Raw genomic sequence first — 25,588 nt, 5'->3', positions numbered from 1 at the left:
TCCCCAATCCGGCCCGCCCTAGGGCGCAGGCACGCAAGGCCAGTCGCTCCGCTGGCACATGAGTGCGGCGAAATCGGCCGCGGGCAGCGGCTGGCTGAAGAAAAAACCCTGGTAGGCATCGCATCCATATTCTTGCAGCCAATGCAGCTGCGCTTCCGTTTCCACGCCTTCGGCCAGGATTTTCCGCCCCAGGCTGTGGCCCAGGTCGATGATGGCCCTGACGATGCCGGCGTCGCTGGCATCGGTGCCGAGATTGCGCACGAAGGCGGGGTCGATCTTGAGAACGTCGACGGGAAAATGCTTCAAGCAGCTCAGAGAGGCCTGGCCGGAGCCGAAATCATCAAGGGAGATGCGCACCCCTCTTTGCCGCAGCGCGCGCAGGGCGGCAAGAATCTCATCGCCGCTGCAGGCGAGCAAATCCTCCGTCAGCTCCAGCTCCAGCCACTCCGGATCGGCGCCCGTGGCCTTCAGGGTTTCTTCGACCAGGGCCACCAGATTGCCCCGCTTGAACTGGTGGGCCGACAAATTGACCGCCATGCGCAGAGCCGGCAACCCGACTGCCCGCCAATCCTGCATCTGCGCGCAGGCGTTGTGCAGCACCCACTCGCCGATGGGCACGATCAGGCCGCTTTCTTCGGCCACTGCCATGAATTGCGCCGGCGCCAGCAAGCCGAACTCCGGATGCTGCCAGCGCAGCAGCGCCTCCACGCCCGTAATGCGGCCACTTTCCAGCTCCACCTGCGGCTGGTAGAACAGCAGGAACTCCCGGCGCTCCAGTGCGTGGCGCAGCCCGTTTTCCAGGCTCAGGCGCTGCAGCGTCTGGGCATTCATGTCCGGCGTGTAGAACTGATAGTTGTTCCGCCCCCGCTCCTTGGCGCGGTACATGGCGGTGTCGGCATGCTTCAGCAGATCGTCCGTGGATTGGCCATCCTCGGGGTAAAAGGTGATCCCTACGCTGCTGGTGACGAAGACCTTGCGCTCGCCCAGCTGAAACGGCCTGGACAGGGCTTCCAGGATTTTTCTGGCCACCAGCGCCGCGTCCCGGACCTGGCTCATGTCCGGCAGAATCACGGTGAACTCGTCGCCGCCCAGGCGCGCCACCGTGTCGCCCTCACGCACGCAGGAGCGCAGCCGTTCCGCGACCGCCTGCAGCAGCAGGTCGCCGACATGGTGGCCGAGAGTATCGTTGATCAGCTTGAAATGATCCAGGTCGAGAAACAGCAGCGCCAGCATCTGCTCGCTGCGCTTGGCGCGAGCGATGCCCTGCTGCAGCCGGTCCTGGAACAGGAGGCGGTTGGGCAGCCCGGTAAGTCCGTCATGATGGGCCAGATGGCGGATGTGGGCCTCGGCCTGCTTGCGGGCGCTGATGTCTTCCTGAATGGCAACAAAGTGCGTGACCTTGCCCTGCTCGTCCAGCAGTGGCGTGATGATCTCGTTGACGGTGTACCGCTCGCCGTCCTTGCGACGCTCCGTCACCTCGCCCTGCCACACCTGACCGGCCAGAATAGTCTCCCAGAATGCCCGGTAAAAGGCCGAGTCCTGTTGCCCGGACTTGAGCAGGCGTGGCGTCTGGCCCACGGCTTCAGCGGCCGTGTAGCCGCTCAGGCGGGTGAAGGCTTGGTTCACCCACTGGATGCGTCCCTCGCGATCGGTAATGAAGATGGCATTCGCCGCCGAAACCATGGCGGCCCTTTGCAGCCGCAGCTGCTGTTGATCCTGGGCGATGCGCAGCGCCACGCTGATGCGCGAGGCCAAGTCCTCCAGCTGATGAACCGTCGCCGCGTCGAAAGCGCCAGGATGAGGGGAATACAGATTGAGCGCGCCAAGCACCTGGCGCTTGATGCGCAGGGGCACGGCGATGGACGAGCGGAAACCATACCGGTCGGCGCGTCCCTGCCACAACCGGTAAGCCGGCTTGCGCGCATCCATGTGCTGGGTTTTGCCGCTGCGGATGGCGCATCCCGTCGGACCCTGCCCGGCCGGCGTATCGTCCCAGCGCACCTCGAGGCCGTCAACGTACTCGCTGGCCTCCCCGGCATGGGCACGGATGTGCACCGCGCCATCCGCGTCCTTCATCCCGATCCAGGCCAGCGGATAGGCGAAAAGCTCCGCCAGGCGGGCGCAGGCGAAAACCAGGAGCTGTTCCTCCGTCTGGCCATCCAGCACCCTCTGGTCGATTTCGTGCAGCAAGGCGTCGGTGGCCTCGCGCCGCTGGCGCGCGGTAATGTCCCGACCGATGGCGAGCAGCCCCTTGCGGCTGCCGTCCTCGTTGAAAAGGGGCACCTTGATGACGTCGAAGACGCGGGCCGGGGCCTCAGGATGCGGCAGGACCTGCTCGCCACGCCAGGGCTCAGCAACGCTGGCAGTCTGCCAAGCCTCCTCGTCGGAAGCCGCGTAAGCGGCCAGGGCATCACGGTAGAACGGCAGCAGACCTCCGATTTCCTGGTCCGTCAGCCCCTGGTACTGCATTTCCTCCAAGCCAAACAAAGCCAAGCCGGCGCGATTGACCAGCTGCCAGCGCCCGGCGCCGTCCTTGAAAAAAATGCTGTCCGGCGAGGTATCCACGAAAGTACGCAGGCGCGCTTCGCTCTCCTGCAACGCCCGGCGGGCCCGCTTGCGCTCGCTGATGTCGTGAAAGGAAATGATGGTGGCCACCACCTGCCCATCCTCGACGAGCGGAGTGGCCGTGTAGCTGACCGGCATGAAGCTGCCGTCCTTGCGCACGTAGATGTCGTCATGGTTTTGCCGGGGGGCCCCGGCCGCCATGGCTTGGTGCGCGGGACAGTTTGCCGCGGGTGCGGGGCTGCCGTCGGGCTTGCGGTGATGAATGGATTGATGGAGGTCGCAGCCGATCAGTTCGTGCGGCGCCCAGCCCAGGAGCTGGCTGGCCTGGCGATTCATGAACCGTAGGCGGCCCTGCAGATCCATGATGAGCACGCCTTCGCCCAAGGCCATCATGCCTTCGATGAGCCTGCTGGCGGGGATTTCAGAATTCATGCCATTGTTTCATGCGGGAAACGATGCGGATTGCGCGGTCAAGGAGGCCCGCCGGCAAGGGCCCATGCAATATATATTGGTTATTAATGTAGACGAGTTCCGGCACTTGCACAAACGCCAAAGGGCATGCGCCATGGCCGGAGTATTGGCAAAAGAGACAGGCTGCGACGGTTGCCCCAGGCACCCCGGGGCGTTCAGCGCGTTGCGGCGTTACTTGACCACCTGCACGAAGATCTCGCCGCGTTTGATCATGCCGAGCTCCATGCGCGCCCGTTCCTCGATGGCGCCGACGCCGCTGCGCAGGTCCTGCACTTCGGCGGCCAGACGGGCGTTGCGTTCATTCAGGCGGACATTTTCCACCTGCTGCCACTTCAGCTCCTGACGCAGCTGGAAAACGGTCCACCAGCTGCCTTCCGCAAACCAGAGGGGATACTGCAGCACCACCAGGATGGCGAGCAGGGTCAGGTTGACTACATTGAGCAGGCGCATGGCGTGCCTCGAAGCAAAAGGCGCTCCCGCGCGAAGCGGGAGCGTTCGGGTCTTCCTATAATCTAGCCCAAATTATAGAAAGTGCTACGGCCCGGATAGACGGCATTGCGGCCAAGCTGCTCCTCGATGCGCAGCAGCTGGTTGTACTTGGCCAGACGATCGGTGCGCGACAGGGAGCCGGTCTTGATCTGGCCACAGCCGGTAGCCACCGCCACATCGGCAATGGTGGCATCCTCGCTCTCGCCGGAGCGGTGCGACACCACCGCCGTGTAGCGGTGCTGCTTGGCCAGCTCGATGGCCGCCAGGGTCTCGCTCAGGGTGCCGATCTGGTTGAGCTTGATCAGGATGGAATTGGCAATGCCCTGCTCGATGCCGCGGCGCAGGATCTCGGTGTTGGTGACGAAGAGGTCATCGCCCACCAGCTGCACGCGCTGGCCCAGGCGCTCGGTCAGGAGCTTCCAGCCGGCCCAGTCGTTCTGGTCCATGCCGTCCTCGATGGTCACCAGCGGATAGCGGTCCACCCAAGAAGCCAAGTAGTCCACGAACTCCGCGGCGCTCAGGGCGCGCTTTTCGCTGGCCAGCTGGTACTTGCCGTCCTGGTAGAACTCGCTGGAGGCCACGTCCACGCCGAGGAGCACGTCCTGGCCCGGCTGGTAGCCGGCGGCGGCGATGCCTTCCATGATGAGCTCCAGAGCCGCCTCGTTGGAGGGCAGATCGGGGGCGAAGCCGCCCTCGTCGCCCACGGTGGTGGCCAGGCCGCGCTTGTGCAGCACCTTCTTCAGGGCATGGAAGACCTCGGCGCCCATGCGCAGGGCCTCGGAGAAGCTGGGCGCACCGACCGGCAGGATCATGAACTCCTGCATGTCCACGGCGTTGTCGGCGTGGGCGCCGCCGTTGATGATATTCATCATGGGCACGGGCAGGGTCAGCGGCCCCAGGCCGCCCAGGTAGCGGTACAAGGGCTGGCCGAGTTCGGCGGCGGCGGCATGGGCAACAGCCAGGGATACGGCCAGGATGGCGTTGGCGCCCAGGCGCGACTTGGTGGGCGTGCCGTCCAGCTCGATCAAGGTGCGGTCGATGTCGGCCTGCTCGAAAACTTCCAGGCCCAGCAGAGCTTCGGCAATCTCGCCGTTGACGTTGGCCACCGCCTTGCGCACGCCCTTGCCGCCGTAGCGGGCGTCGCCGTCGCGCAGCTCCACCGCCTCGCGCTCGCCGGTCGAGGCGCCGCTTGGCACGATGGCGCGGCCCATGGCGCCGCTTTCCAGGAAGATTTCCGCCTCCACGGTGGGGTTGCCGCGCGAATCCAGCACTTCACGGGCATGAACGTCGATGATTGCAGCCATGTTGTCTCCGGTTTCCCTTTGTTTTTCCAGTTAAGCGGTCGTTCTTGTGTTTATCGGGACACCCTCAGCCGGCGGCAAGCGCGTTTTCCGCCAGCGGGCGCGCCTTGACCGCCCGATCGATGACCTGCAAGGTTTCCAGCAGGTCGGCCATCATCCCGAGGGGCCAGGCGTTGGGCCCGTCGGACAGGGCGCAGGCCGGGTCGGGATGGGTTTCCATGAAGAGCCCTGCGACCCCGGCGGCCACTGCCGCGCGCGCCAGCACCGGCACGAATTCCCGCTGCCCGCCCGACTTGTCGCCCTGGCCGCCGGGCAGCTGCACGGAATGGGTGGCGTCGAAGACCACCGGGCAGCCGGTGTCGCGCATCACCGCCAGCGAACGCATGTCCGACACCAGATTGTTGTAGCCGAAGGACACGCCGCGCTCGCAGACCATGATCTGCTGATTGCCGGTAGTGCGCGCCTTTTCCACCACGTTCTTCATGTCCCAGGGCGCCAGGAACTGGCCCTTCTTGATGTTGACCGGCTTGCCGGCCGCCGCCACCGCATGGATGAAATTGGTCTGGCGGCACAGGAAGGCGGGCGTCTGCAGCACGTCCACCACGGCGGCGGTCGGCGCGATCTCGTCAATCTCGTGCACATCGGTGAGCACCGGCACGCCGATCTCGCGGCGCACCTTATCCAGGATCTTGAGCCCGGCATCCAGGCCCGGCCCGCGGAAGGAGCGCTCGGAGGAGCGGTTGGCCTTGTCGAAGGAGCTTTTGTAGATGAAGGGAATGCCCAGGCGCGCGGTGATTTCCTTGAGCTGCCCGGCGGTGTCCAGGGCCAGGGCCTCCGACTCGATGACGCAGGGGCCGGCAATCAGGAAAAAGGGCTGCGCCAGGCCGACCTCGAAACCACACAAGTTCATGATGCGCCTCGCTGCGCCCGTTGGGCCATGGCGGCCCGGATGAAGGCCTCGAAGAGGGGGTGGCCGTGACGGGGCGTACTGGTGAATTCGGGATGGAACTGGCAGGCCAGGAACCAGGGGTGATCGGGTAGCTCGACCATTTCCACCAGCTGGCCGTCCTCGGAGGTGCCGGATATGCGCAGGCCGGCCTGGGTCAGGGCGTCGCGGAAACGGTTGTTGAATTCGAAGCGATGCCGATGGCGCTCCAGCACGCGCTCGCCGCCGTAGACCCGGGCCGCCAGGCTGCCGGCCTCCAGCTTGCAGGCCTGCTCGCCCAGGCGCATGCTGCCGCCCAGGTTGCCGCCGGCCTCCCGGTAGGCGATTTTGCCCTCGGGCGTGTTCCACTCGGTCATCAGGGTGATCACCGGTGCCGGCGTTTCGGGCTGGAACTCGGCACTGGCGGCATCGCTCAGGCCCGCCACGTGGCGGGCGAACTCCACCACTGCCATCTGCATCCCCAAGCAGATGCCGAGATAGGGCACCCGCCGTTCGCGGGCATAGCGGATGGCCGCAATCTTGCCTTCGATGCCGCGGCTGCCGAAGCCGCCGGGCACCAGAATGGCATCCGCTTCACCGAGCAAAGCCTCGGCACCTTCGCTTTCGATCTGCTCGGCATCCACGTACAGCAGCCGGGCCTTGACCCGGTTGCGGAAGCTGGCGTGATTCAGCGCTTCGGACAGGGACTTGTAGGATTCGGTCAGGCCGACGTACTTGCCGACCAAGGCGATGCGCACCTCGCCCTCGGGGTGCTCCATGGCGTCGATGATGCCTTCCCAGACCGACAGATCCGGCGCCGGCGCCTGCAGGCCGAGGCGCTCCACGACGATGTCGTCCAGTCCCTGCTCGTGCAGCAGCAAAGGAATGCGGTAGATGGTGTCCGTGTCCACCGCCGAGATCACCGCCCGCTCCGGCACGTTGCAGAAAAGCGCGATCTTGGCGCGATGATCCGCGGGCACCGGCCGGTCGCCGCGGCACAGCAGCACGTCCGGTTGGATGCCGATCTCGCGCAGGTCGCGCACCGAGTGCTGGGTCGGCTTGGTCTTGATCTCGCCGGCGGAGGCGATGTAGGGCACCAGGGTCAGGTGCACGAAAAGGGTGTTCTCGCGCCCCTCCTCCACCGCCATTTGGCGAATCGCCTCCAGGAAGGGCTGCGACTCGATATCGCCCACCGTGCCGCCCACCTCGATCAGCGCCACGTCCGCGCCTTCGGAGCCGGCCTTGATGCGCCGCTTGATTTCGTCGGTGATGTGCGGGATCACCTGCACGGTGCCGCCCAAGTAGTCGCCGCGCCGCTCCTTCTCGATCACGCTCTGGTACACGAGCCCGGTGGTGAAATTGTTGCGCTTGGACATGCGCGCCGAGATGAAGCGCTCGTAATGCCCGAGATCCAGGTCCGTTTCCGCGCCGTCGTAGGTTACGAAGACCTCGCCGTGCTGGAACGGGCTCATGGTGCCGGGATCGACGTTGATGTAGGGGTCCAGCTTCATCATGGTGACATTCAGGCCCCGCGCCTCGAGAATGGCCGCCAGGGAAGCGCTGGCGATGCCCTTGCCGAGGGAAGACACTACACCACCGGTGACGAAGATATATTTGGTCATGAGTTGGCTGCGCGTTTCAGGCGGAGGGATGGAAGCAGCCGGGGAAAATACCAGAAACGCACTGAAGTCTCAATGGCGGCAAACCGGACCCGAGTCTCTTGACGAGCGCCCGCAGCCAGCCCGGCCGGCAAGATATACAGCGCTGGCGGCTTTTCTTACAATGCCTCCAGCCATTCCGTTCCATAGAGATCATCATATTGGTCAACCGTTCCTTAAACACTGCTGCACCCGCCGCCCGCCTTAGGTCGTCTGCCCTGCCCACTTGGCTGCTGGTCACGCTGGCGGCGCTGGCCCTGTTCCGCTACGCCTACATCATCTGGGGGCCGCTCGATCTGGCGCCCGACGAGGCGCACTACTGGGAGTGGTCGCGACACCTGGACCTCGGCTATTACAGCAAGGGCCCGATGATCGCGTGGCTGATCGCGGTCGGCACCGGCATCGCCGGCCATACGGAACTGGGCATGCGCCTGTTGGCGCCGCTTCTGTCCCTGCTGGTGGCACTGCTGGCCTATGCCTTTACCGTGCAGGTGTGGCAATCCAGAAGCGCCGGCGCCATCGCCGCCCTGCTCTTCACCCTGAGCCCGGTCTTTTTCATCGGCGGCCTGGTGATGACCACCGACGTGCCGATGGTGCTCTTCTGGCTCTCGACGCTCTGGTTCGTCTGGCTCGCCGCGATCCGGCAGCAGGCTTGGGCTTGGCATGCGGCCGGCCTGGCCACGGGGCTTGGGCTGCTGACCAAGCTCAGCATGGGCCTGCTGCCCGCCGCCGTCTTCGTTTACCTGCTGGCCCAGCCACGCCTGCGGCACTGGCTGCGGCGGCCGGAGCCTTATCTCGCGGCGCTCATCGCCGCGCTGTGTACGCTGCCCATGCTGTGGTGGAACGTCGAGCACGGCTGGGGCACTTTCATGCACGCCGGACAGCACGTGCGCGAAGGTGACACCAGCCTGGGACACTGGCTCGCCTTTCTAGGCGGCCAGATCGGCATCATCTCCCCGATCCTCTACGCGCTGGCGGCGCTGGGCGTCTGGCGGGCCATGCGCCTGGACGAACCGGAGCCGGGCCGCTACGGCATCGTCCTGTGGCCGAGCCTGCTCACCCTGACCTTCTACTACGGCAAGGCAGCCGTCGGCACGGTCAACGCCAACTGGCCGGTGGCCGCCTACGTCGGGTTGTTCATCATTGCCGCTGGCCCGCTGGCCCGCCTGACGCGGCGCGCCTGGCTGACGGGGGGCTTTGCGCTGGCAGCCGCGAGCCTTGCCATCGTGCTCAGCACCGACTTGCTGCGCGACAGCGGCATCCCCATCCCGCGGCGGCTGGACGCTTCCCACCAGATGCGCGGCTGGAGCAGCATGGCGCAGTGGGTCGAGCAGATACGCGGACAAAGCGGACCGGCCTTCATCGTCAGCGACACCTACCAGACCGCCTCTAGCCTCGCCTTCTACCTGCCGGATCACCCGCAGGTCTACAACGTCAACTTCGGCGGCCGGCGTTTCAACCAGTATGATTTCTGGCCGGACTTCGAGAACCGGCGCGGGCAGAACGCCATTCTGGTGATGGAGGGCCGGCACCCGGCAGCGCCGCCCCAGTGGCAGCAGCGCTTCGATGCTTGCGCGCCGGCGCAGCACTTCGACGCCACCACCCAGGGCGTCACCTGGCGCGAGTACACATTGGTGTTCTGCCGGAATTATCAGGGCGGGGACTGGCCGCGGCCGGAGCGGTACTAGGGCAAGGACAGGCGCCGGATCAGATCCGCCAGGGCGGCCAGCCGCAGCCCGGCCGCGCAGTTACGGGCCGGCCGGCGATCTGGCGGCTGCCGGTGCGGCGCATCGCGCAACGGCTGAAGCCGCCACCGCGCGACGCCCACCCGCGCCATGCTTCAGCGCTCGATGCTCCTCGTCATCCGCATCACCCTCTCCTCCCCCGGCCGCGGCAGGCCCGGGCCGCAGGTGAAAAGACCGAGCACGGCCAGCAATCGCCCTTCCGCATCGTAGAGCAGAGGCAGCCGCGCGCGCGCGCGCGGCGGAACGCCGAGCTCCTGCAGGACCTTTTTGAGGGAGCGGCGATGGCCTTGGCCAGTGAGGTAGTGCTCGCCGCCCCGGCGATAAGCCACCCGCAGCTCCTGCCCGAAGAGGTCGGCGCGCAGATCGTGGTAGGGAGCGGACGGCGGCGGGCTGCCGGCGGGCAACAGCATCGCTTGCCACGCCGCCAGCGGCCCTGCGGCCGGGCGCCAGCGACTTTCCGCCGGGACTGGAGCCGGTGCCTCGTCGGCAGGCAGGAATTGGCCGTGCTCGCCGTGCAACCAAAGTACGCCGCCGGCCCATTCCAGGGTCTTGCCCGTGTCCGGGCCGACGAGCCGCAAGCGCAGGCGTTCCAGGGCGTCGCGCCCGGGCATGGGCAGATGGCGGGCCTGGATCCCGTGGCGCAGGGCGTAGCGCTGGCGCGCCGGGCTGAGCCGGCGCAGGGCATCGCGCCGGACGCGCCCCTGGGCATCGCTACAGGCGGCCCAGTCCGCCGCGGCGGCTTCCGCGACGACCGCTTTGGCATCCGCCAGATTGGCGGCGCTGCGGGCCACGGTCTCCACCGCCGCCGGCCAGCCCAACTGCTGCAGGAAAGGAATCAACTGCCGGCGCACGCGGTTGCGGCGGAAATCGGCGGACGTGTTGGCGGGGTCCTCGATCCAGGCGACTCCCTGGATCTCGACGAAGGCCTGCATGGCTGCCCGCTCGCAATCGAGCAAGGGGCGGGCCAAGAAGCCGGCGGCAAAGGGCTGGCGCGGCGGCATGCCGGCCAAGCCATCCAGGCCGGCACCGCGCAGGAGTTGCAGCAGCAGGGTTTCGGCCTGGTCCTGGCGATGGTGGGCGGTCAGCAGCCATTCGCCGGGGCGCAGGATCTCGCCCAGGGCCTGATAGCGGGCCAGGCGAGCCTGCTCTTCCTGGCTCTCGCCGGGCCGCTTGGCACAGGAGACGTGCAGGATTTCCAGCGGCACTTGCAGTCGCTCGCACAATTGCCGGCAGTGCTCGGCCCAGGCGTCGGCATCCGGATGCAGGCCGTGATGCACGTGAGCGGCGCGCAGGCTGCCCGCTGGCGACAGGTCGTGCAGGCCCAGCAGCAGAGCGGTGGAATCCAGACCGCCGCTCAGAGCCACCAGTTTCCCGGCTGCCGCCGGGATGGCCAGGCTTTGCAGGGCCCGGGCCAGACAGGAGGGGAAACCGGCGCCGGCGATGGCCTAGGCTCCCCCGTAGACGCCGTAGGACATGAGCTTCTGATAACGCTGCTGCAGCAGCGTTTCGCTCGGCAGGGCCTGCAAGGCGTCGAGCTGACGCAGCAGGGCCGCCTGCAGGTCGCGGGCGATCTGGTCGAAGTCGCGGTGAGCGCCGCCCAGGGGTTCCGGGATGACCTCGTCGATGAGCCCCAGCGCCTTGAGCCGATCGGCGGTGATGCCCATGGCCTCGGCCGCTTCGGCGGCCTTGTCGCTGTTCTTCCACAGAATGGAGGCGCAGCCCTCGGGGGAGATCACCGAATAGGTGCTGTACTGCAGCATCATGATGCGGTCGCCGACGCCGATGGCCAGCGCGCCGCCCGAGCCGCCCTCGCCGATCACCGTGCAGACGATGGGTGTGGCCAGATCCGACATGACTGCCAGATTGCGGGCGATGGCCTCGCTCTGCCCGCGCTCCTCGGCGCCGATGCCGGGATAGGCGCCGGGCGTGTCGATGAAGGTCAGCACCGGTATGCGGAAGCGCTCGGCCAGGCGCATCAGGCGCAGCGCCTTGCGGTAGCCCTCGGGCCGCGGCATGCCGAAGTTGCGGCGGATCTTTTCCTTGGTGTCGCGGCCCTTCTGATGGCCGATCCAGACCACCGGCCGCCCCTGCAGCCGGCCGATGCCGCCGACGATGGCGGGATCGTCGGCGAAGGCGCGGTCGCCCGCCAGCTCGTACCAGTCGGTCAGGATGCGCTCCACGTAGTCCAGCGTATAGGGACGCTGGGGATGGCGGGCCACTTGGGAAACCTGCCAGGGGCCGAGATCGCTGTAGATCTTCCGGGTCAGCTTGTTGGCTTTCTCCTCCAGCTGGCTGATCTCGTCCTCCAAGCTGACCTGACCCTCCTCGCCCAGCTGGCGCAGATCCTCGATTTTCGTTTCCAGCTCGGCGATGGCCTGCTCAAAGTCAAGATAGCTTCGCTTCATCTGCAATGTTCCCGATTCCTCGATAATGGTTTTGCTTCATGCTCTCAATGCCGCGCGCTGCGGGCGCCCGTTGTTGCGGGCGTTGGCGGCGTAGGCTTCCAGCAGCCGGGAAACGGGATGATACTTGATCGAGCACCCCGCCTCTCCCAGCAGCGCTTGCAGCGCCTTCAGCAAGGCGTCGCTCGCAAGCACGCCCAAGCCGCTCTCCGTCCCGCCCAGGCGCAGCTCGGCCCGGGCCTGGGTATTTTCATAATGCACATGTACGCGGCATTGGCCGGGACTCTGGCGCAGCAGTTCGGCCAATGGCTGCAGCAGCGCCTGACTGTCCGCCGACAAGTGTAAATAGAGCTGGTCCGCCAGGGCAATGCGCGCCGCCTCGATGCTCAGCAGCTTCAGGGCAGTCATGCGGATGCCGCCGGAGTAGCTGTCCTCGCTCACCTCGCCCAGCACCAGGATGACCTCATCGGCGCCCAGGTCGGTCTCGGCTTGCTGCAGGGCTTCGGCAAAGACCACCACCTCCAGGCGCGCGCTTTTGTCGTCCAGGGTGAGGAAGGTCATGCGGTCGCCGCGCCGGGTGCGGATGCTGCGCCGGTCCACCACCAGGCCGCCGGCCAGCACGGTGGTCTGCGGCCGCAGCTCCGCCAGCGGCGTCACGCCAAGGGCGGCCAGTTCTGCCTGGCAACTGTCCACCGGATGGCCGCTCAGATAGAGACCGAGGGTCTCCCGTTCCAGCGCCAGGCGCTCCTGGTCGGACCAGGGCGCCACGTCGATGAGCTGCTGCACCGGGGCCAGCGGCCCGGCCGCGTCGCCGAAAAGGCTGTTCTGGCCGGTGTCCAGCGCCGCCTGCCATTGGGTGGCGGCATCGATGGCCAGGGACAGGGAGGCCAGCAGGGCCGCCCGGTGCCCGCCCAGGGAGTCCAGGGCGCCGGCCTTGATCAGGGCCTCGCAGGCGCGGCGGTTCACCCGACGCAGATCCACCCGGCGGATGAAATCGAAGAGGTCTGGGAAAGCGCCGGCGGCGCGCGCCTCCAGAATGGCCTCCACGGCGCCCTCTCCCAGGCCCTTGATGGCGCCGAGGCCGAAGCGGATGCTGCGGCCGCGCGGCGTGAAGACGAGATCGCTGGCGTTGACGTCCGGCGGCAGGATCTCGATGCCCATGCGCGCGCACTCGGCCAGGAAGGTCACCACCTTGTCGGTGTTGTCCATGTCGGCGGACAGCACGGCGGCCATGAAGGCTTCCGGGTAGTGGGCCTTGAGATAGGCGGTCTGGTAGGAGACCAGGGCATAGGCCGCCGAATGGGACTTGTTGAAGCCGTATTCGGCGAACTTCTCCATCAAATCGAAGATGGCGTTGGCCTGCTCGGCCTGGATGCCGTTCCTGGCCGCGCCCTCCAGGAAGATGGCGCGCTGCTGGGCCATCTCCTCGGGCTTTTTCTTGCCCATGGCGCGACGCAGCAGGTCGGCGCCGCCCAGGGTATAGCCCGCCAGCACCTGGGCGGCCTGCATCACCTGCTCCTGGTAGACGATGACGCCGTAGGTCTCCTTGAGGATCGGCTCCAGGGCGGGATGGGGATAGCTCACCTTGGCGCGGCCGTGCTTGCGGTTGATGAAGTCCTCCACCATGCCCGACTGCAGCGGTCCCGGACGGAACAGGGCGACGAGCGCGATGATGTCCTCGAAGGTATCCGGCTGCAGGCGCCGGATCAGGTCCTTCATGCCCGAAGATTCCAGCTGGAACACGGCCGTGGTCTCGCAGGCCTTGAGCAGCTTGAAGGTGGCCGCGTCGTCGGTGGGAATGCGGGCCAGGTCGAGTGGCTCCTGTCCCTGGCGGCCGCGCTCGGCGTTGATGAGCTTGACCGCGTTGTCGAGGATGGTCAAAGTGCGCAGGCCCAGGAAGTCGAACTTCACGAGCCCCACCTTCTCCACGTCATCCTTGTCGAACTGGGTGACGTTGCCGGAGCCGCTGTCGTCGCTGAACAGCGGCACGAAATCGGTCAGCGGCCCGGGCGCGATGACCACGCCGCCGGCGTGGGTGGAGGCATGGCGCGCCAGGCCCTCCAGGCGCATGGCGATGTCCAGCAGCTCGCGCACGTCCTCCTCCTGCTCGTAGCGGGTGCGCAGCTCTTCGGATTCGGCCAGGGCCTTCTGCAGGGTCATGCCCAGATCCGGCGGCACCAGCTTGGCCAGCCGGTCCACCTCGCCATAGGACTTGTCCAGGGCCCGACCGACGTCGCGCACCACGGCGCGCGCCTTCATGGTGCCGTAGGTGATGATCTGCGACACCTGGTCGGCGCCGTATTTGCACGCCACGTAGTCGATCACCCGGTCGCGCCCCACCATGCAGAAATCCACGTCGAAGTCGGGCATGGACACGCGCTCGGGGTTGAGAAAGCGCTCGAAGAGCAACCCGTAGCGGATCGGATCGATGTCGGTGATCAGCAGCGCATAGGCCACCAGCGAGCCGGCACCGGAGCCGCGCCCCGGGCCCACCGGCACGCCGTTGTGCTTGGCCCACTGGATGAAGTCCGCCACGATGAGGAAGTAGCCGGGAAAGCCCATCTGCTGGATCACGCCGATCTCGCGCTCCAGGCGCTCCCGGTAGGTGCGGGCGGCCTCGCCGTCGAGGCCCAGCTCCACCAGCCGGCGCGCCAGGCCGTCGCGGGCGGCCTGGGCGAAGTAGTCGTCCAAGGGCATGCCGTCGGGGGTGGGAAACTCCGGCAGGAAGTACTTGCCCATTTGCAGGGTGACGTTGCAGCGGGCGGCGATGTGCAGGGTATTTTCCAGCGCTTCGGGGATGTCGGCGAAGAGTTCGGCCATGGCCGCCGGCGACTTCAGATGATGCTCGGGGGTGAAGCGGCGCGGGCGCTTGGGGTCGCTCAGGGTCCAGCCGCCGGAGATGCAGGCGCGCACATCGAAAGCGGGAAAATCGGTGCTGTCGAGGAAATGGGCGTTGTTGCTGGCCACCACCGGCAGGTCCAGGCGCGCCGCCAGCTCCAGGCTGGCGTCGATGAGCAGCTCCTGCTCCGCCTCGCCGTTGCGCTGCAGCTCCAGGTAGAAGCGCTCCGGAAAGCACTCGGCATACCAGCGCGCCGCCGCCTCGGCATGGGCGTCCTGCCCCTTCAGCAGCGCCTGCCCCACCTCGCCGCGCCCGGCCGCCGACAGAGCGATCAGGCCGTCATTGTGCCGGGCCAGCTCATCGCGCTCCAGCTGCGGCCGGCCGTCGCGCAGGCCAGTCAGGTAGGCGATGGACACCAGCTTCATGAGATTGCGGTAGCCGCTGTTGTCCTGGCACAGGAGCACCAGCTGGTAGGGCTTCTGCGGCTCCTCCGGATTCTGGAGCCACAGCTCGGTGCCGGCGATGGGCTTGACGCCGGCGGCCCGCGCCGCCTTGTAGAATTTGACGAAGCCGAAGAGATTGCCGTGATCGGTGAGCGCCACCGCCGGCATCCGCTGCTCGCGGCAACGCTTCACCAGCTCCGGAATCCGGACGATGCCGTCCTCCAGAGAGTATTCGGAATGCACGTGCAGATGGACGAAGGGAACACTCATGCCGAATAGCCGAATCCAATGGGTTTCATGTGTCCGCCGCGCCCGCGCGCAGCGCGGCGCGCACCGGCGCGAAGCTCAGGCGGTGGGCGGGGCAGCCGCCCCGCTGCTGCAGGGCGGCCTTGTGCAGCGGGGTGGGATAGCCCATGTGCTGCTCGAAGCCGTAGCCCGGATAGTGGGCGGCCAGCGCCAGCATCTGCCGGTCGCGGGCCACCTTGGCCAGGATGCTGGCGGCGGCGATGGCATCCACGCGCCCGTCGCCGCCGACGATCATCTCCGTAGTATAGTCCCAGGCCGGCTGCCGGTTGCCATCGACCAACACCCGCCGCGGCCGCAGCGGCAGAGCGCGCACCGCCCGCTGCATGGCCAACAGGGAGGCCTGCAGCACGTTGTAGGCATCGATCTCCCAGGCGCTGGCATAAGCCACCGCCCAGGCTTGCGCCCGCTGGCGGATCAGCGGCACCAGGGCCTCGCGCTGGCGGGCGCTCAGGCGCTTGGAATCGTCGAGTTCGGGGATGGGCCGCGCCGGGTCCAGGATGACCGCCGCCGCCACCACCGGTCCGGCCAGCGGCCCGCGGCCGACCTCGTCCACGCCGGCCGTACCCGGCCCGGCCGTTTCCAGACGCGCCACCCTACGCCTCCCCCAAGACCTGGCGCAGCACCCCGGCCACCCGCTCCGGTCCCTCCCCCTGCAGAAGCTGCCGCAGCGACTGCAACGCCTGGCGCTGCGCCGCTCCGCCGCCGTCGAGAATGGCCTGCACCGCCTCGGCCACCGCTTCGGGCCGCAGGGCCGACTGGATCAGCTCCGGGTAGACGAGGCGCTGCAGCAGGAGGTTGGGCAAGGCGATGAAGGGCACCTTCACCAACCGCCGGGCGATGGCGTAGGTGATCGGGTTGACGGCATAGACCACCACCGCCGGCCGCTCCAGCAGCGCGGTTTCCAGGGTGGCCGTGCCCGAGGCCACGACCACGGCGTCGGCGGCCCGGATGGCCCGCTGCGCCTGGCCCTCCAGCATCAGCGGCGGGGGGAAATCCGGCGTCGCCTCGCGCCACAGGCGCTCGAAGAGCTCCCGCTGTCCCGGCCGCGCCAGCGGCGCCAGGAAGCGCAAGCCGGACCGGCGCGCCTGCAGCAGCCGGGCGCTGCGCGCCAACCGGGGCGCGAGCCGCTGGATCTCGCCATTGCGGCTGCCGGGCAGCAGAGCCACGTATTCGCCTTCGACCGGCAGGCCGAGCCGTCGCCGCGCCTCGGCCTGCTCCTCGGCCCCGGCGGTCTTGGCCAGCAGCGGATGGCTGACCACCGTCACCGGCACGCCGGCCGCCTCGTAGAGCGGCGCCTCGAAGGGAAAGAGCACCATCATGTGGTCCACCAGCTGGGCGATCTTGTGAATGCGTCCGGCGCGCCAGGCCCATACCTGCGGGCTCACGTAGTAAAGCACTGGAATGCCGTAGGCCTTGGCCCGCGCCGCCACCCGCAGGTTGAAGTCGGGATGGTCGATGAGCACCACGAGATCGGGCCGCTCGCGCCGCAGGTAGTCGTCGATGTCGTGCAGCAGGGCCCGGATGCGGCGGAAGCTGTCCAGCACCTCCACCAGCCCCACCACCGCCAGCACGTGGCCGTCGAAGAGACTGCGCACGCCCAGGTCCTGCAGGCGCGGTCCCACCACCCCGGCGAAGTCGAGCGCAAGACCCGCCGCCCTGCTCGCCTCGATCAGCGCGGCCCCGAGCTGTTCCCCGGAGGCCTCGCTGGCCACCATGAAAACCCGCCTGCTCACCCGCGAATGCTGGCGCTCAGCGCTTCCGCAATGCGCGCGACCTGCGCCTCCTGCAGCTCGGGATACATGGGCAGGGACAGGACCCGGCCGGCCAGCTGATCCGCCGCCGGGCAGTCCGCCGCGGGCGCGGGCGCGAACATGCGCTGGCGGTGGCACGGCACCGGATAGTAGACGGCGCTGGCGATGCCCTGGGCGGCCAGCTCGGCGCGCACACGGTCGCGCTCCTCCAGCTGGATGGTGAACTGGTGATAGACGTGATAGAAGCCGCTGCGCTCCTGCGGCAGGACCAGATCCAGGTTGCCCAGATAGCGCCGGTACAGGGCGGCGGCGTTGCGGCGGCCGGCGGTGTAGTCGTTGATGCGGGCCAGCTTCAGCCGCAGGACCAGCGCCTGGATTTCATCCAGCCGGCTGTTGTAGCCCAGCTCGTCGTGGTAGTACTGCTGGCTGGAGCCGTGGTTGCGCAGCACGCGCAGGCGCGCGGCCAGCTTTTCGTCGTTGGTGACCACCATGCCGCCGTCGCCGGCGCCACCCAGGTTCTTGCTGGGAAAGAAGGAAAAGGCGCCGATGCGGCCGAAGCTGCCGGCCATGCGGCCGTCGATGTGGGCGCCGAAAGCCTGGGCGCAATCCTCGATGATCGGCACGCCATGCTGGTCCGCCAGGGCCATGAGCGGCAGCATGTCCGCCGGCTGGCCATAGAGATGCACGGGGATGATGGCCTTGGTGCGCGGCGTGATGGCGGCCGCGACGGCGGCGACATCGATGTTGAAGCTGTGCGGGTTGACGTCCACGAAGACCGGAGTGGCGCCCACGTACAGCACCGCCTCGGCGGTGGCGATGAAGGTGAAGGTGGGCACGATCACCTCGTCGCCCGGGCCGATGTCCAGGGCTCGCAGGGCCAGCAGCAGGGCATCCGTGCCGGAAGCGCAACCGATGGCGTGGTTGACGCCGAGCTGGGCGGCGGCGGACTCTTCGAGGGCCCGACCATGGGGCCCCAGGATGAATTGGCCGGTGTCCAGGATCTCCGCCACGCCGGCGAGGATCTCCTCGCGCAGCGGGGCGAAGTTGGCCCGAAGATCGACCATGGGAATCGGCTCGTGAGCGGCCATGCAAAAAACTCCTTGGGAAGAGGCGTGAAACTCGGGTCCAGACCTCGATGACGGGTCCGCGGTCAAAGCGCAGGCGGCGCGACACCCCGCTGGATCGCCGCGCGCACGTCCTGCGCCAGCGCCAGCGCCCGCCGTCCGGCCTGGGCATCGCAAAAGACCGGGGCGCCCCGGACGGCTTGCAGGAAGGCGTCCACCTCGCGCGCCAGCACGTCGGTATCGGACAATTCGACTTGCTCGGCCAGCACCCCGGGGATGGGACCGGCCGCCGCTTGGCCGTGGCGCTGGTAGATGCTCAGGTTGTTGCCCAGGAAGTCGATGGAGGCATAACGGTCGGTCCAAAAAAGACGCATCTTGCGCACCGGCTCGCGCACCACCCGCGAAGCCGCGATGCGGGCCACGGTACCGTTGGCGAAGGTGAGCCAGGCGTTGGCCATGTCGAGCTTGTCGGTCACCACCGCCACGCCCACCGCCCGCACCTCCTGCCAATCCGCCTGGGTGACGTGCAGGGCCAGGTCGAGATCGTGGATCATCAGGTCCATGATCACATCCACGTCCAGCGAGCGCGGCTTGAAGGGCGCCAGCCGCTCGGCTTCGATGTAGCGCGGCGCCCCCAGCCCCAGGCCCACGACGTGCTGCACCGCCGGATGCAGGCGCTTCAGGTGCCCGACGGCCAGCACCAGGCCCTTGGCCTGCTGCAGCGCGATCAGGGCATCCGCCTGGGCCACCGTGTCGGTGAACGGCTTCTCCACCAGCACGTGCACGCCCGCTTCCAGGCATTGGCGCACCACCTCGAAGTGGGTGATGGTGGGCGTGGCCACCGTCACCGCGCGCACCTCCCGCAGGAGCGCGGCCAAATCATCGAAGGCCCGGGTGCCCAGCTCGGCGGCCACCTGGCGGGCGCGCTCGGGATCGGCATCGAAGACCCCCACCAGGCGGGCCTGGGGATGATCCCGGTACTTCATGGCATGGAAGCGGCCCAGATGGCCCACGCCGACTACGCCAACGGGCAGGATCTCGTCGCTCATCAGCGGGTCACTCCGCGCTTGGATTGCTTCATGAAGTCGATAAGGTACTGCACGTGCGGGGAATCCAATCCTTGGGCGCGCACCTCCTCAATCGCGGTGTCCAGCTTGCGGCTGCCGCGAAAGAGCAGCTTGTAGGCGCGCTTGAGCTGGCGGATGTCCTCCGCCGAGAAGCCGCGCCGCTCCAGGCCGCGCACGTTGACGCCGTGCAGCTCGGCATGATTGCCGGCGGCCATCACGAAGGGCGGAATGTCCTGGGGCGCCATGGTGCCGCCGCCCAGGATGGCGTGCGCGCCTACGCGGGCGAACTGGTGCACGGCGCAGAGGCCGCCCAGGATGGCGTGGTCCTCCACCACCACGTGGCCGGCCAGGGTAGCGGCATTGGCCATCACCACGTGATCGCCGATGACGCAGTCGTGGGCCACGTGGGCATAGGCCATGAACAGGCAGTGGCTGCCGATCCGCGTGACGCCCGCCTCCTTGGTGGTGCCGCGGTTGATGGTCACGAACTCGCGGATGGTGTTGCCGTCGCCGATCTCGAGCCGGGTCGGCTCGCCGGCGTACTTGAGATCCTGCGGCGCCGAGCCGACGGAGGCGAACTGGAAGATGCGGTTGCCGCGCCCGATGGTCGTCGGTCCTTCGAGCACTGCGTGCGCGCCGATCTCGCAGTCGGGGCCAATTTCCACCTCCGGGCCGATCACCGCGTACGGACCGATCACCACGTTGTCGGCAATGCGCGCGGAGGAATCCACCAAGGCGCTGGGATGAATGCGTTGGGTGCTCTTCATTGGCCGGTCGCCTTCAGGGTGGCCATCAGGGTGGCGCTGGCGACCAGTTGGTCCTCGACGCGCGCCTCGGCCAGCATCTGCCAGATGCCGGGCCGGCGCCGATCCACGGCCACCCGCAGATGCAGCTGGTCGCCCGGCGTCACCGGCTTGCGAAAGCGCGCCTTGTCGATGCCGGCGAAATAAACCAGGGCATCGTCCTTGTACTTGTCCTCGGACAGAAAAGCCAGAATGCCGGCGGCCTGCGCCAAGGCCTCGATGATCAGCACGCCGGGCATCACCGGCGCGCCGGGGAAATGGCCGGGAAAGAAGGGCTCGTTAATGGTCACGTTCTTCAGGGCGGTCAGCGACTGGCCGATTTCGTAGTCGAGCACCCGGTCCACCAGCAGGAAGGGATAGCGGTGCGGCAAACGCTTGAGAATTTCAATCACATCCAAAGACTTCAAGACTCTGTTTCCTTGTTGTTCGAAGTTCGCTCGAAAGATGGTCCTGCCTCGCGCCCGGCGCCGCTCCGGACGGCCGCCTCCAGGGCGTCGACGCGCCGATAGAGCTGCTCCAGCCGATGCAGCCGCGCCACGCTGCGGCGCCAGGCGCTGTTGGGCTCGATGGGCATGCCCGAGGAATAGACGCCGGGCTCGGGGATGCTGTTGGTCACCATGCTCTTGCCTGACAGCACCACGCCATCGGCCAGCTCGATGTGCCCGGCGATGCCGACCTGGCCGCCGATCACGCAGTTGCGCCCGATGCGGGTACTGCCGGCGATGCCGGTCTGGCCGGCAATGACCGTGTGGGCGCCGATCCGCACGTTGTGCCCCACCTGCACCAGGTTGTCGAGCTTCACGCCGTCCTCGATCACGGTATCCCCCAGGGCACCGCGATCAATGGTGGTGTTGGCGCCCACCTCCACGTCGTCGCCCAAGCACACGGCCCCGATCTGCGGAATCTTCTCGTAACGCCCCTGGTCCGGCGCGAAGCCGAAGCCGTCGCCGCCGATCACCACGCCGGCATGGATGATGCAGCGGGCACCCACCCGCGTGCCGGCATAGAGCACCACATTGGCGTAGATGCGGGTATGGGGACCGATCCGGCAATTATCTCCGACAACCGCGCCAGGGCCAAGCCATACGCCCTCTTCCAGGATGGTGTCGCGGCCGACCACCGCATGGGCGTCGATGCGCACGCTCGGGTGCACGCGCGCGTCACGCTCGAGCTGGGCCGTGTGGTGGACTCCCGGCGCCGGCACGGGGGCCGGATGCAGCAGCTGGGCGGCGCGGGCGTAGGCCGCATAGGGGTTGGCGCTCACCAGCACGTTGCCGGCGAAGGCGTCGGTGTCCCGCGGCGCCAGGATCAGCGCCCCGGCCCGGCTCTGACCCAGGAGGCGGCGATACTTGCTGCTGGCCAGAAAGCTGAGCTGCCCGGGGCCGGCCTGCTCCAGGGAGGCCACCCGCTGCACCTCATAATCGGGATCGCCGCGCAGCTGCGCGCCGATGGCTTCGGCAAGCTGTCCAAGCTTCATCGGCGCTTACCTTCGCGGGCCCCGGAGCTCGGCGGCCTTGAGCTCGGCCAGGACCTGATCGGTGATATCGATCCGCCGGTTGGCATAGAGCACCGACTTGTCGTGCACGATCAGGGTATAGCCGCCGCGCTGGCCGATGCTGCCGACCACCCGCAGCAAGCGGTCCTGCAGCTCCTTCAGGGCTTGATTGCGTTTGACGTTCAGCTCCTCCTGGGCAGACTGCTGCATGCGCTGCAAATTCAGGATCATATTCTGCAACTGGCGTTCGCGTTCACGCCGCTGTGCCTCGGACAGGGTAGCGGCCTGGCGCTCCAGCTCGGCCTGCTGCTGCTGGATCTTTTCGCGCCGCTGGTCGATCTCCCGCTGACGCGCCTCCAGGTCGCGGTTCAGGCTGTCGGCGGCGGCCTTGGCCTGCGGCATCTGCTGCAGAGCGCGATCCAGGTCGACATAGCCGATCTTGATGTCGGCGAGCGCGCTGGGCTGCCAGCCCAGCATCACCGCCCAGAGCGTCACAATCAAGCCAAGCCGGCGCATGGTGTCTCCGCTAAGCCGTTAAAAGTTGGTGCCGATGGTGAACTGGAAGGGCTCCTTGCGGTCGCCCGGCTTGACCCCGATCGGGTAGGCCAGGCTGAAGCGCAGCGGCCCGAGCGGGCTGATCCAGTGGAAGCCGATGCCGGTCGACTTGCGCAGCTCGCTGAAGCTGGGCAGGTACTTGTCGTCATAGACCCAGCCGGCATCGAAGAAAATCGAGCCGCGGAAGGACTTGCTGTCGGCCATGCCCGGCACCGGGAAGAGTAGTTCGGTGTTCAGCTGCACCTTGCGCGTGCCGCCGAGGGACACGTTGTCGACCGGATCCAGCGGCCCCAGCGAGAAGGTGCGATAGCCGCGCACCGAGTTGGGGCCGCCCAGGTAGAAATTCTGGAAGAAGGGCACGCCCTTGCCCGAATAACCATTCACGAAGCCGTACTCGGCGTTGATGAAGCCGGTCAGGCTGCGGGTGATGGGCCGGTAGTACTGGCCCTGCAGTTCCACCCGGTAGTAGCGCAAGTCGCCGCCGGGCAGCGTGCCCTCAGTGATCAGCCGGTTGTTCCAGCCCTTGGTCGGATAGATGATGGAGTCGCGCGAGTCATAGACCAGGGTGTTGCTGGCCTTGACGCTTGAAACGTTGTCGCCGAAGGTGGCTACGAAATCCTTGTAACGTTGCGGACTCTCCTCGACCAACGACAGCGAAGTGTTCTCGTAGCCCAAACGCACGATGTCATTGACGTGCTCGGTGATCGGCAGGCCGACGCGCACCGCCGCGCCGGAGGTGACCTGCCGGTACTGGGCGATGATCAGGCGCTGGGTGTTGGTGTCTGTGCGATAGATGTCGCCGCCCAGGCTGATGCCGTCGGGAGTGAAATAGGGCTCGGTGAAGGACAGGTTGAAGCTCTTGACGAGGTCGCTCACGTCCACGCTGGCACTGAGGATCTGGCCCTTGCCCATGAAGTTGCGCTGGGTCACGGAGCCGTTGAAGAGCACGCCCTGAGCGTTGGAGTAGCCCACGCCGAGCATGAACTGGCCGGTGGAGCGCTCGGTCACGTTGACGTTGATGTCCACTTGATCGGACGCATCGGGCACCGCCGGCGTTTCCAGGTTCACCTCGTCGAAGTAACCCAGGCGGTTGACGCGTTCCTTGGAACGGCGGATTTTGCTGGCGTCGTACCAGGCGCCTTCCATCTGCCGGAACTCACGGCGGATCACGTAGTCCCGGGTACGGTTGTTGCCGCTGACGTTGATGCGGCGCACGTAGACCCGGCGCCCCTGGCTGACCTGGAAGTCGAAAGACACCTCATGCTTGTCCTTGTCCACCGCCGGCACCGGATTGACGTTGGCGAAGGCATAGCCCACGTCCCCCAGGCGATCGGCGATGGCATTGGCGGATTCGGTCACCTCGCGCCGGGAAAAGAGCGCACCGGGCTGCACGGTGATGAGCTTGCGCAGTTCCGTCGCCGGCACGTCGGTCTGGCCGCTCAGGCTGACCGACTTGACCCGGTAGCGGGCCCCTTCCTTAACGTTGACCGTGATGAAAACGTGGCGCCGGTCGGGCGTCACCGTCACCTGGGTGGATTCGATATCGAAGTCCAGATAGCCGCGATCCATGTAGTAGGAGCGCAGCTTCTCCAGATCACCCAGCAACTTCTGACGGGAGTACTGGTCGTTCTTGGTGAAAGTGGAAAAAGCACCGGTCTTGCCCAGGGAAAAGAGGCCGATCAGGGTCTGGCGCGGGAAGGCGCGATTGCCCACCACGTTCACCTGCTGGATCTTGGCCGGCTGGCCCTCGTCGACGTCGATGCGGATGCGCACCCGGTTGCGCTCCAGACGCTCCACCTCGACCTTGATCTTGGCCGCGTAATAACCCATGCCGTAATACTGGCGCTCCAACTCGGTCACGATCTGGTCCAGGGTGGCCGGATCGAAGACGCGCCGCTCCACCAGGCCGATGTCCTTGAGGCTCTCCTTCAGCTTGTCCTGTGGAAAGGCTTTGACGCCGTTCAGGCTGATCTCGGCGATGGTGGGCCGCTCGCGCACGGTCACCACCAGCCGATCTCCTTCCCGTCCGAGCTGTACGTCCTCGAAGAAGCCGGTGTCGTAGAGGGCCTTGATGGCGGCGCGTGCGCCCTCCTCGGTCAGCAGCGTGCCAGTCTTGATGGGCAGATAGTTGTAGACGGTGCCGGGATCCGTCTGCTCCAGCCCCCGGATCTGGATATCCGATACGGTGAAAGGTTCGAAGGCCCAGGCGGAAAGGGCCGGAAGCCCCAGGGCTGCTGCCAGAATCGCTGCGCGTAACGCGTGTTTCCGACGGGAGGACGAGGTGGTTCTTTTTATCACTGGTTCAAAAGTCTCGTTATGTCGTTATAAAAGGCAAAACTCATCAACAGCAGCAGCAGGAAGATGCCCACCTGCTGGGCGCGGGCCATCACCGCCTCGGAAACGGGCGAACCCTTGACGATCTCTATGAGATAGAAGAACAAATGCCCGCCGTCCAGCACGGGAATGGGCAAGAGATTCAGAATGCCCAGGCTGATGCTGATCATGGCCAGAAAGGCCAGAAAGGGTACCAGCCCGCCATGGGCCGACTGCCCAGCGAATTGGGCGATGGCGATGGGCCCGCCCAGGTTCTCGGCGGAGACCAGGCCCTTGGCCATCTTCCATAGCATGTCCAATGTCATGGCGGACAGGTTGATGGTCTCCTTCACGCCCTTGCCGATGGCTGCCAGCGGCCCATAGCGGTCCAGCACCTGCAGGTGCTCCGGCAGCGGTGCCGGCACCATGCCGATGCGCCCTACGGCCTTGCCGTCCTTCGACACATGGGCGGCTGGCACCACCGTGAGCGCGAGCTGCCGCTCGCCGCGTTGCACCCGGAACTCCAGCGGCTTGTTGGGACTCTGCTGGATCTGATCGATGAAGGTGGACCAGGTGTTGATGGGCTTGCCGCCGACGGCCAGGATGCGGTCGCCGGGCTGCAAGCCGGCTTTGGCCGCGGCGCTGCCGTCCTGCAACTCGCCCACCACAACCGGCATGTAGGGAGCCAACCCCACTGCCTCTTCCACCAGATTCGCATTCAGCACGTCCTTGCTCAGCCGGGCGAAGGACAGCACGTGGGTTTGCACCTGCCCGCCCTGCTCCGTACGTAGCGATACCGTCTCCCGGCCCATGGCCCGATCGACCAGCGCCATGCGCAAGTCCTGCCAGGAGCGCACCGGATTGCCGTCCACCGCCACGATACGCTCACCGGGCTGCAAGCCGGCCTGCGCCGCCAGCGACTGCGAAGCGACTTCGCCGACCACGGGCGCGAGCCCCGGTACGCCGATGCCGTACACCACCGCGTAGGCAAGCACCGCGAAAAGCAGATTGAAGATCGGGCCTGCCGCGACAATGGCGAAACGGTGGGCCACTGGCTTGCCGTCGAAGGCCCGGTGCCGCTCCTCCGGGGGGATGTCGTCGTCGCCCCGCTCGCCCAGCATCTTGACGTAGCCGCCCAGCGGAATCGCCGAAATGGCGTATTCCGTGTCGTCCCGTCCCCGCCGCCAGCTGTAGAGACTGGGGCCGAAGCCAATGCTGAATTTCAGCACCTTGACGCCCAGGCGCCGCGCCACCCAGTAGTGGCCGAACTCGTGCACCGCCACCAGGATGCCGATGGCGAGGACGAACATGAAAATGGTATAGAGAAGATCCATAGAGGTTCACCTGCTCCGCAAACAGTCAGTTCCCGGCTCATCCACCGGGCCTAAACGACGCG

General features: G+C 67.0%; 19 protein-coding genes. 1 reads left to right on the top strand and 18 read right to left on the bottom strand.

Annotation, left to right across the window (positions count from 1 at the left end; all coding sequences use genetic code 11):
* Positions 1–18: 18 nt before the first annotated feature.
* The 5 genes from G579_RS17855 to G579_RS0114295 all read right to left on the bottom strand — a co-directional run bounded on the left by G579_RS17855 (position 19) and on the right by G579_RS0114295 (position 7,373).
* On the bottom strand, positions 19–2,997 hold the full coding sequence (locus G579_RS17855; RefSeq protein ID WP_051181734.1) for a bifunctional diguanylate cyclase/phosphodiesterase: 2,979 nt from the start codon (positions 2,995–2,997) through the stop codon (positions 19–21).
* Between the two features lie 210 nt (positions 2,998–3,207).
* Positions 3,208–3,486: a cell division protein FtsB gene (gene ftsB / locus G579_RS0114310; RefSeq protein ID WP_028990715.1), complete on the bottom strand. Its 279-nt coding sequence runs from the start codon at positions 3,484–3,486 to the stop codon at positions 3,208–3,210.
* A gap of 62 nt (positions 3,487–3,548) precedes the next feature.
* Positions 3,549–4,829 carry a phosphopyruvate hydratase gene (eno, locus tag G579_RS0114305; RefSeq protein ID WP_028990714.1) on the bottom strand — a complete coding sequence of 427 codons (1,281 nt, stop codon included), beginning with the start codon at positions 4,827–4,829 and terminating at the stop codon, positions 3,549–3,551.
* 64 nt (positions 4,830–4,893) lie between these two features.
* Positions 4,894–5,736, bottom strand: coding sequence for a 3-deoxy-8-phosphooctulonate synthase (kdsA, locus tag G579_RS0114300; RefSeq protein ID WP_028990713.1), 843 nt, complete (start codon positions 5,734–5,736; stop codon positions 4,894–4,896).
* Positions 5,733–7,373: a CTP synthase gene (locus G579_RS0114295; protein ID WP_028990712.1), complete on the bottom strand. Its 1,641-nt coding sequence runs from the start codon at positions 7,371–7,373 to the stop codon at positions 5,733–5,735. The genes kdsA and G579_RS0114295 overlap by 4 nt, the downstream gene beginning before the upstream one ends.
* A 197-nt stretch (positions 7,374–7,570) precedes the next feature.
* On the opposite strand from G579_RS0114295, the gene G579_RS0114290 reads away from it, so the two are divergent.
* Positions 7,571–9,097, top strand: coding sequence for a glycosyltransferase family 39 protein (locus G579_RS0114290; RefSeq protein WP_028990711.1), 1,527 nt, complete (start codon positions 7,571–7,573; stop codon positions 9,095–9,097).
* 152 nt (positions 9,098–9,249) lie between these two features.
* Here the strand turns inward: G579_RS0114290 and tilS are convergent, their stop codons facing one another.
* The 13 genes from tilS to rseP all read right to left on the bottom strand — a co-directional run bounded on the left by tilS (position 9,250) and on the right by rseP (position 25,526).
* Positions 9,250–10,518, bottom strand: a complete 1,269-nt coding sequence (tilS, locus tag G579_RS17850; RefSeq protein ID WP_051181732.1) for a tRNA lysidine(34) synthetase TilS — start codon at positions 10,516–10,518, stop codon at positions 9,250–9,252.
* 81 nt (positions 10,519–10,599) lie between these two features.
* Entirely contained in the window at positions 10,600–11,559 is a 960-nt protein-coding gene (locus G579_RS0114275) for an acetyl-CoA carboxylase carboxyltransferase subunit alpha (protein ID WP_028990710.1), read from the bottom strand.
* A 36-nt stretch (positions 11,560–11,595) separates the two neighbouring features.
* Positions 11,596–15,108: a DNA polymerase III subunit alpha gene (gene dnaE, locus G579_RS17845; RefSeq protein WP_081662825.1), complete on the bottom strand. Its 3,513-nt coding sequence runs from the start codon at positions 15,106–15,108 to the stop codon at positions 11,596–11,598.
* A 25-nt stretch (positions 15,109–15,133) separates the two neighbouring features.
* On the bottom strand, positions 15,134–15,736 hold the full coding sequence (gene rnhB / locus G579_RS0114265; protein ID WP_028990709.1) for a ribonuclease HII: 603 nt from the start codon (positions 15,734–15,736) through the stop codon (positions 15,134–15,136).
* Position 15,737: 1 nt separating this feature from the next.
* Positions 15,738–16,859: a lipid-A-disaccharide synthase gene (gene lpxB / locus G579_RS0114260; RefSeq protein ID WP_038020164.1), complete on the bottom strand. Its 1,122-nt coding sequence runs from the start codon at positions 16,857–16,859 to the stop codon at positions 15,738–15,740.
* Positions 16,860–16,873: 14 nt separating this feature from the next.
* Entirely contained in the window at positions 16,874–17,983 is a 1,110-nt protein-coding gene (locus G579_RS0114255; RefSeq protein WP_028990707.1) for a DegT/DnrJ/EryC1/StrS family aminotransferase, read from the bottom strand.
* Positions 17,984–18,045: 62 nt separating this feature from the next.
* Complete coding sequence (locus G579_RS0114250; RefSeq protein WP_028990706.1) at positions 18,046–19,008, bottom strand: Gfo/Idh/MocA family protein; 963 nt, start codon at positions 19,006–19,008, stop codon at positions 18,046–18,048.
* Positions 19,008–19,793: an acyl-ACP--UDP-N-acetylglucosamine O-acyltransferase gene (lpxA, locus tag G579_RS0114245; protein WP_028990705.1), complete on the bottom strand. Its 786-nt coding sequence runs from the start codon at positions 19,791–19,793 to the stop codon at positions 19,008–19,010. Before lpxA ends, G579_RS0114250 begins: the two co-directional genes overlap by 1 nt.
* On the bottom strand, positions 19,790–20,236 hold the full coding sequence (gene fabZ, locus G579_RS0114240) for a 3-hydroxyacyl-ACP dehydratase FabZ (RefSeq protein WP_038020161.1): 447 nt from the start codon (positions 20,234–20,236) through the stop codon (positions 19,790–19,792). Before fabZ ends, lpxA begins: the two co-directional genes overlap by 4 nt.
* Positions 20,233–21,306 carry a UDP-3-O-(3-hydroxymyristoyl)glucosamine N-acyltransferase gene (gene lpxD / locus G579_RS17840; protein WP_051181730.1) on the bottom strand — a complete coding sequence of 358 codons (1,074 nt, stop codon included), beginning with the start codon at positions 21,304–21,306 and terminating at the stop codon, positions 20,233–20,235. Before lpxD ends, fabZ begins: the two co-directional genes overlap by 4 nt.
* A gap of 6 nt (positions 21,307–21,312) precedes the next feature.
* Positions 21,313–21,840, bottom strand: coding sequence for an OmpH family outer membrane protein (locus G579_RS0114230; RefSeq protein ID WP_028990703.1), 528 nt, complete (start codon positions 21,838–21,840; stop codon positions 21,313–21,315).
* 18 nt (positions 21,841–21,858) lie between these two features.
* Positions 21,859–24,177 carry an outer membrane protein assembly factor BamA gene (gene bamA / locus G579_RS0114225; protein WP_051181728.1) on the bottom strand — a complete coding sequence of 773 codons (2,319 nt, stop codon included), beginning with the start codon at positions 24,175–24,177 and terminating at the stop codon, positions 21,859–21,861.
* Positions 24,174–25,526 (bottom strand): RIP metalloprotease RseP, encoded by a 1,353-nt coding sequence (gene rseP / locus G579_RS0114220; protein WP_028990701.1) that lies wholly within the window; start codon positions 25,524–25,526, stop codon positions 24,174–24,176. Before rseP ends, bamA begins: the two co-directional genes overlap by 4 nt.
* Between the last annotated feature and the right edge of the window lie 62 nt (positions 25,527–25,588).

This window comes from Thermithiobacillus tepidarius DSM 3134 (assembly GCF_000423825.1).
In the GTDB taxonomy this organism is placed as follows: Bacteria; Pseudomonadota; Gammaproteobacteria; order Acidithiobacillales; family Thermithiobacillaceae; genus Thermithiobacillus; species Thermithiobacillus tepidarius.
The sequence above is the reverse complement of the archived record's forward strand: the minus strand, read 5'-3'. Positions and strand labels throughout refer to the sequence as shown.

What these genes read in the sequence shown, in the direction of transcription:
- G579_RS0114255 (WP_028990707.1), bottom strand. Translation starts at nt 17,983, where the DNA reads ATGGCCGCTCACGAGCCGATTCCCATGGTCGATCTTCGGGCCAACTTC.
- lpxD (WP_051181730.1), bottom strand. Translation starts at nt 21,306, where the DNA reads ATGAAGCTTGGACAGCTTGCCGAAGCCATCGGCGCGCAGCTGCGCGGC.
- dnaE (WP_081662825.1), bottom strand. Translation starts at nt 15,108, where the DNA reads ATGAGTGTTCCCTTCGTCCATCTGCACGTGCATTCCGAATACTCTCTG.
- eno (WP_028990714.1), bottom strand. Translation starts at nt 4,829, where the DNA reads ATGGCTGCAATCATCGACGTTCATGCCCGTGAAGTGCTGGATTCGCGC.
- lpxB (WP_038020164.1), bottom strand. Translation starts at nt 16,859, where the DNA reads ATGGTGGCCAGCGAGGCCTCCGGGGAACAGCTCGGGGCCGCGCTGATC.
- lpxA (WP_028990705.1), bottom strand. Translation starts at nt 19,793, where the DNA reads ATGAAGAGCACCCAACGCATTCATCCCAGCGCCTTGGTGGATTCCTCC.
- ftsB (WP_028990715.1), bottom strand. Translation starts at nt 3,486, where the DNA reads ATGCGCCTGCTCAATGTAGTCAACCTGACCCTGCTCGCCATCCTGGTG.
- G579_RS0114295 (WP_028990712.1), bottom strand. Translation starts at nt 7,373, where the DNA reads ATGACCAAATATATCTTCGTCACCGGTGGTGTAGTGTCTTCCCTCGGC.
- G579_RS17855 (WP_051181734.1), bottom strand. Translation starts at nt 2,997, where the DNA reads ATGAATTCTGAAATCCCCGCCAGCAGGCTCATCGAAGGCATGATGGCC.
- G579_RS0114275 (WP_028990710.1), bottom strand. Translation starts at nt 11,559, where the DNA reads ATGAAGCGAAGCTATCTTGACTTTGAGCAGGCCATCGCCGAGCTGGAA.
- kdsA (WP_028990713.1), bottom strand. Translation starts at nt 5,736, where the DNA reads ATGAACTTGTGTGGTTTCGAGGTCGGCCTGGCGCAGCCCTTTTTCCTG.
- G579_RS0114230 (WP_028990703.1), bottom strand. Translation starts at nt 21,840, where the DNA reads ATGCGCCGGCTTGGCTTGATTGTGACGCTCTGGGCGGTGATGCTGGGC.
- G579_RS0114250 (WP_028990706.1), bottom strand. Translation starts at nt 19,008, where the DNA reads ATGAGCGACGAGATCCTGCCCGTTGGCGTAGTCGGCGTGGGCCATCTG.
- rseP (WP_028990701.1), bottom strand. Translation starts at nt 25,526, where the DNA reads ATGGATCTTCTCTATACCATTTTCATGTTCGTCCTCGCCATCGGCATC.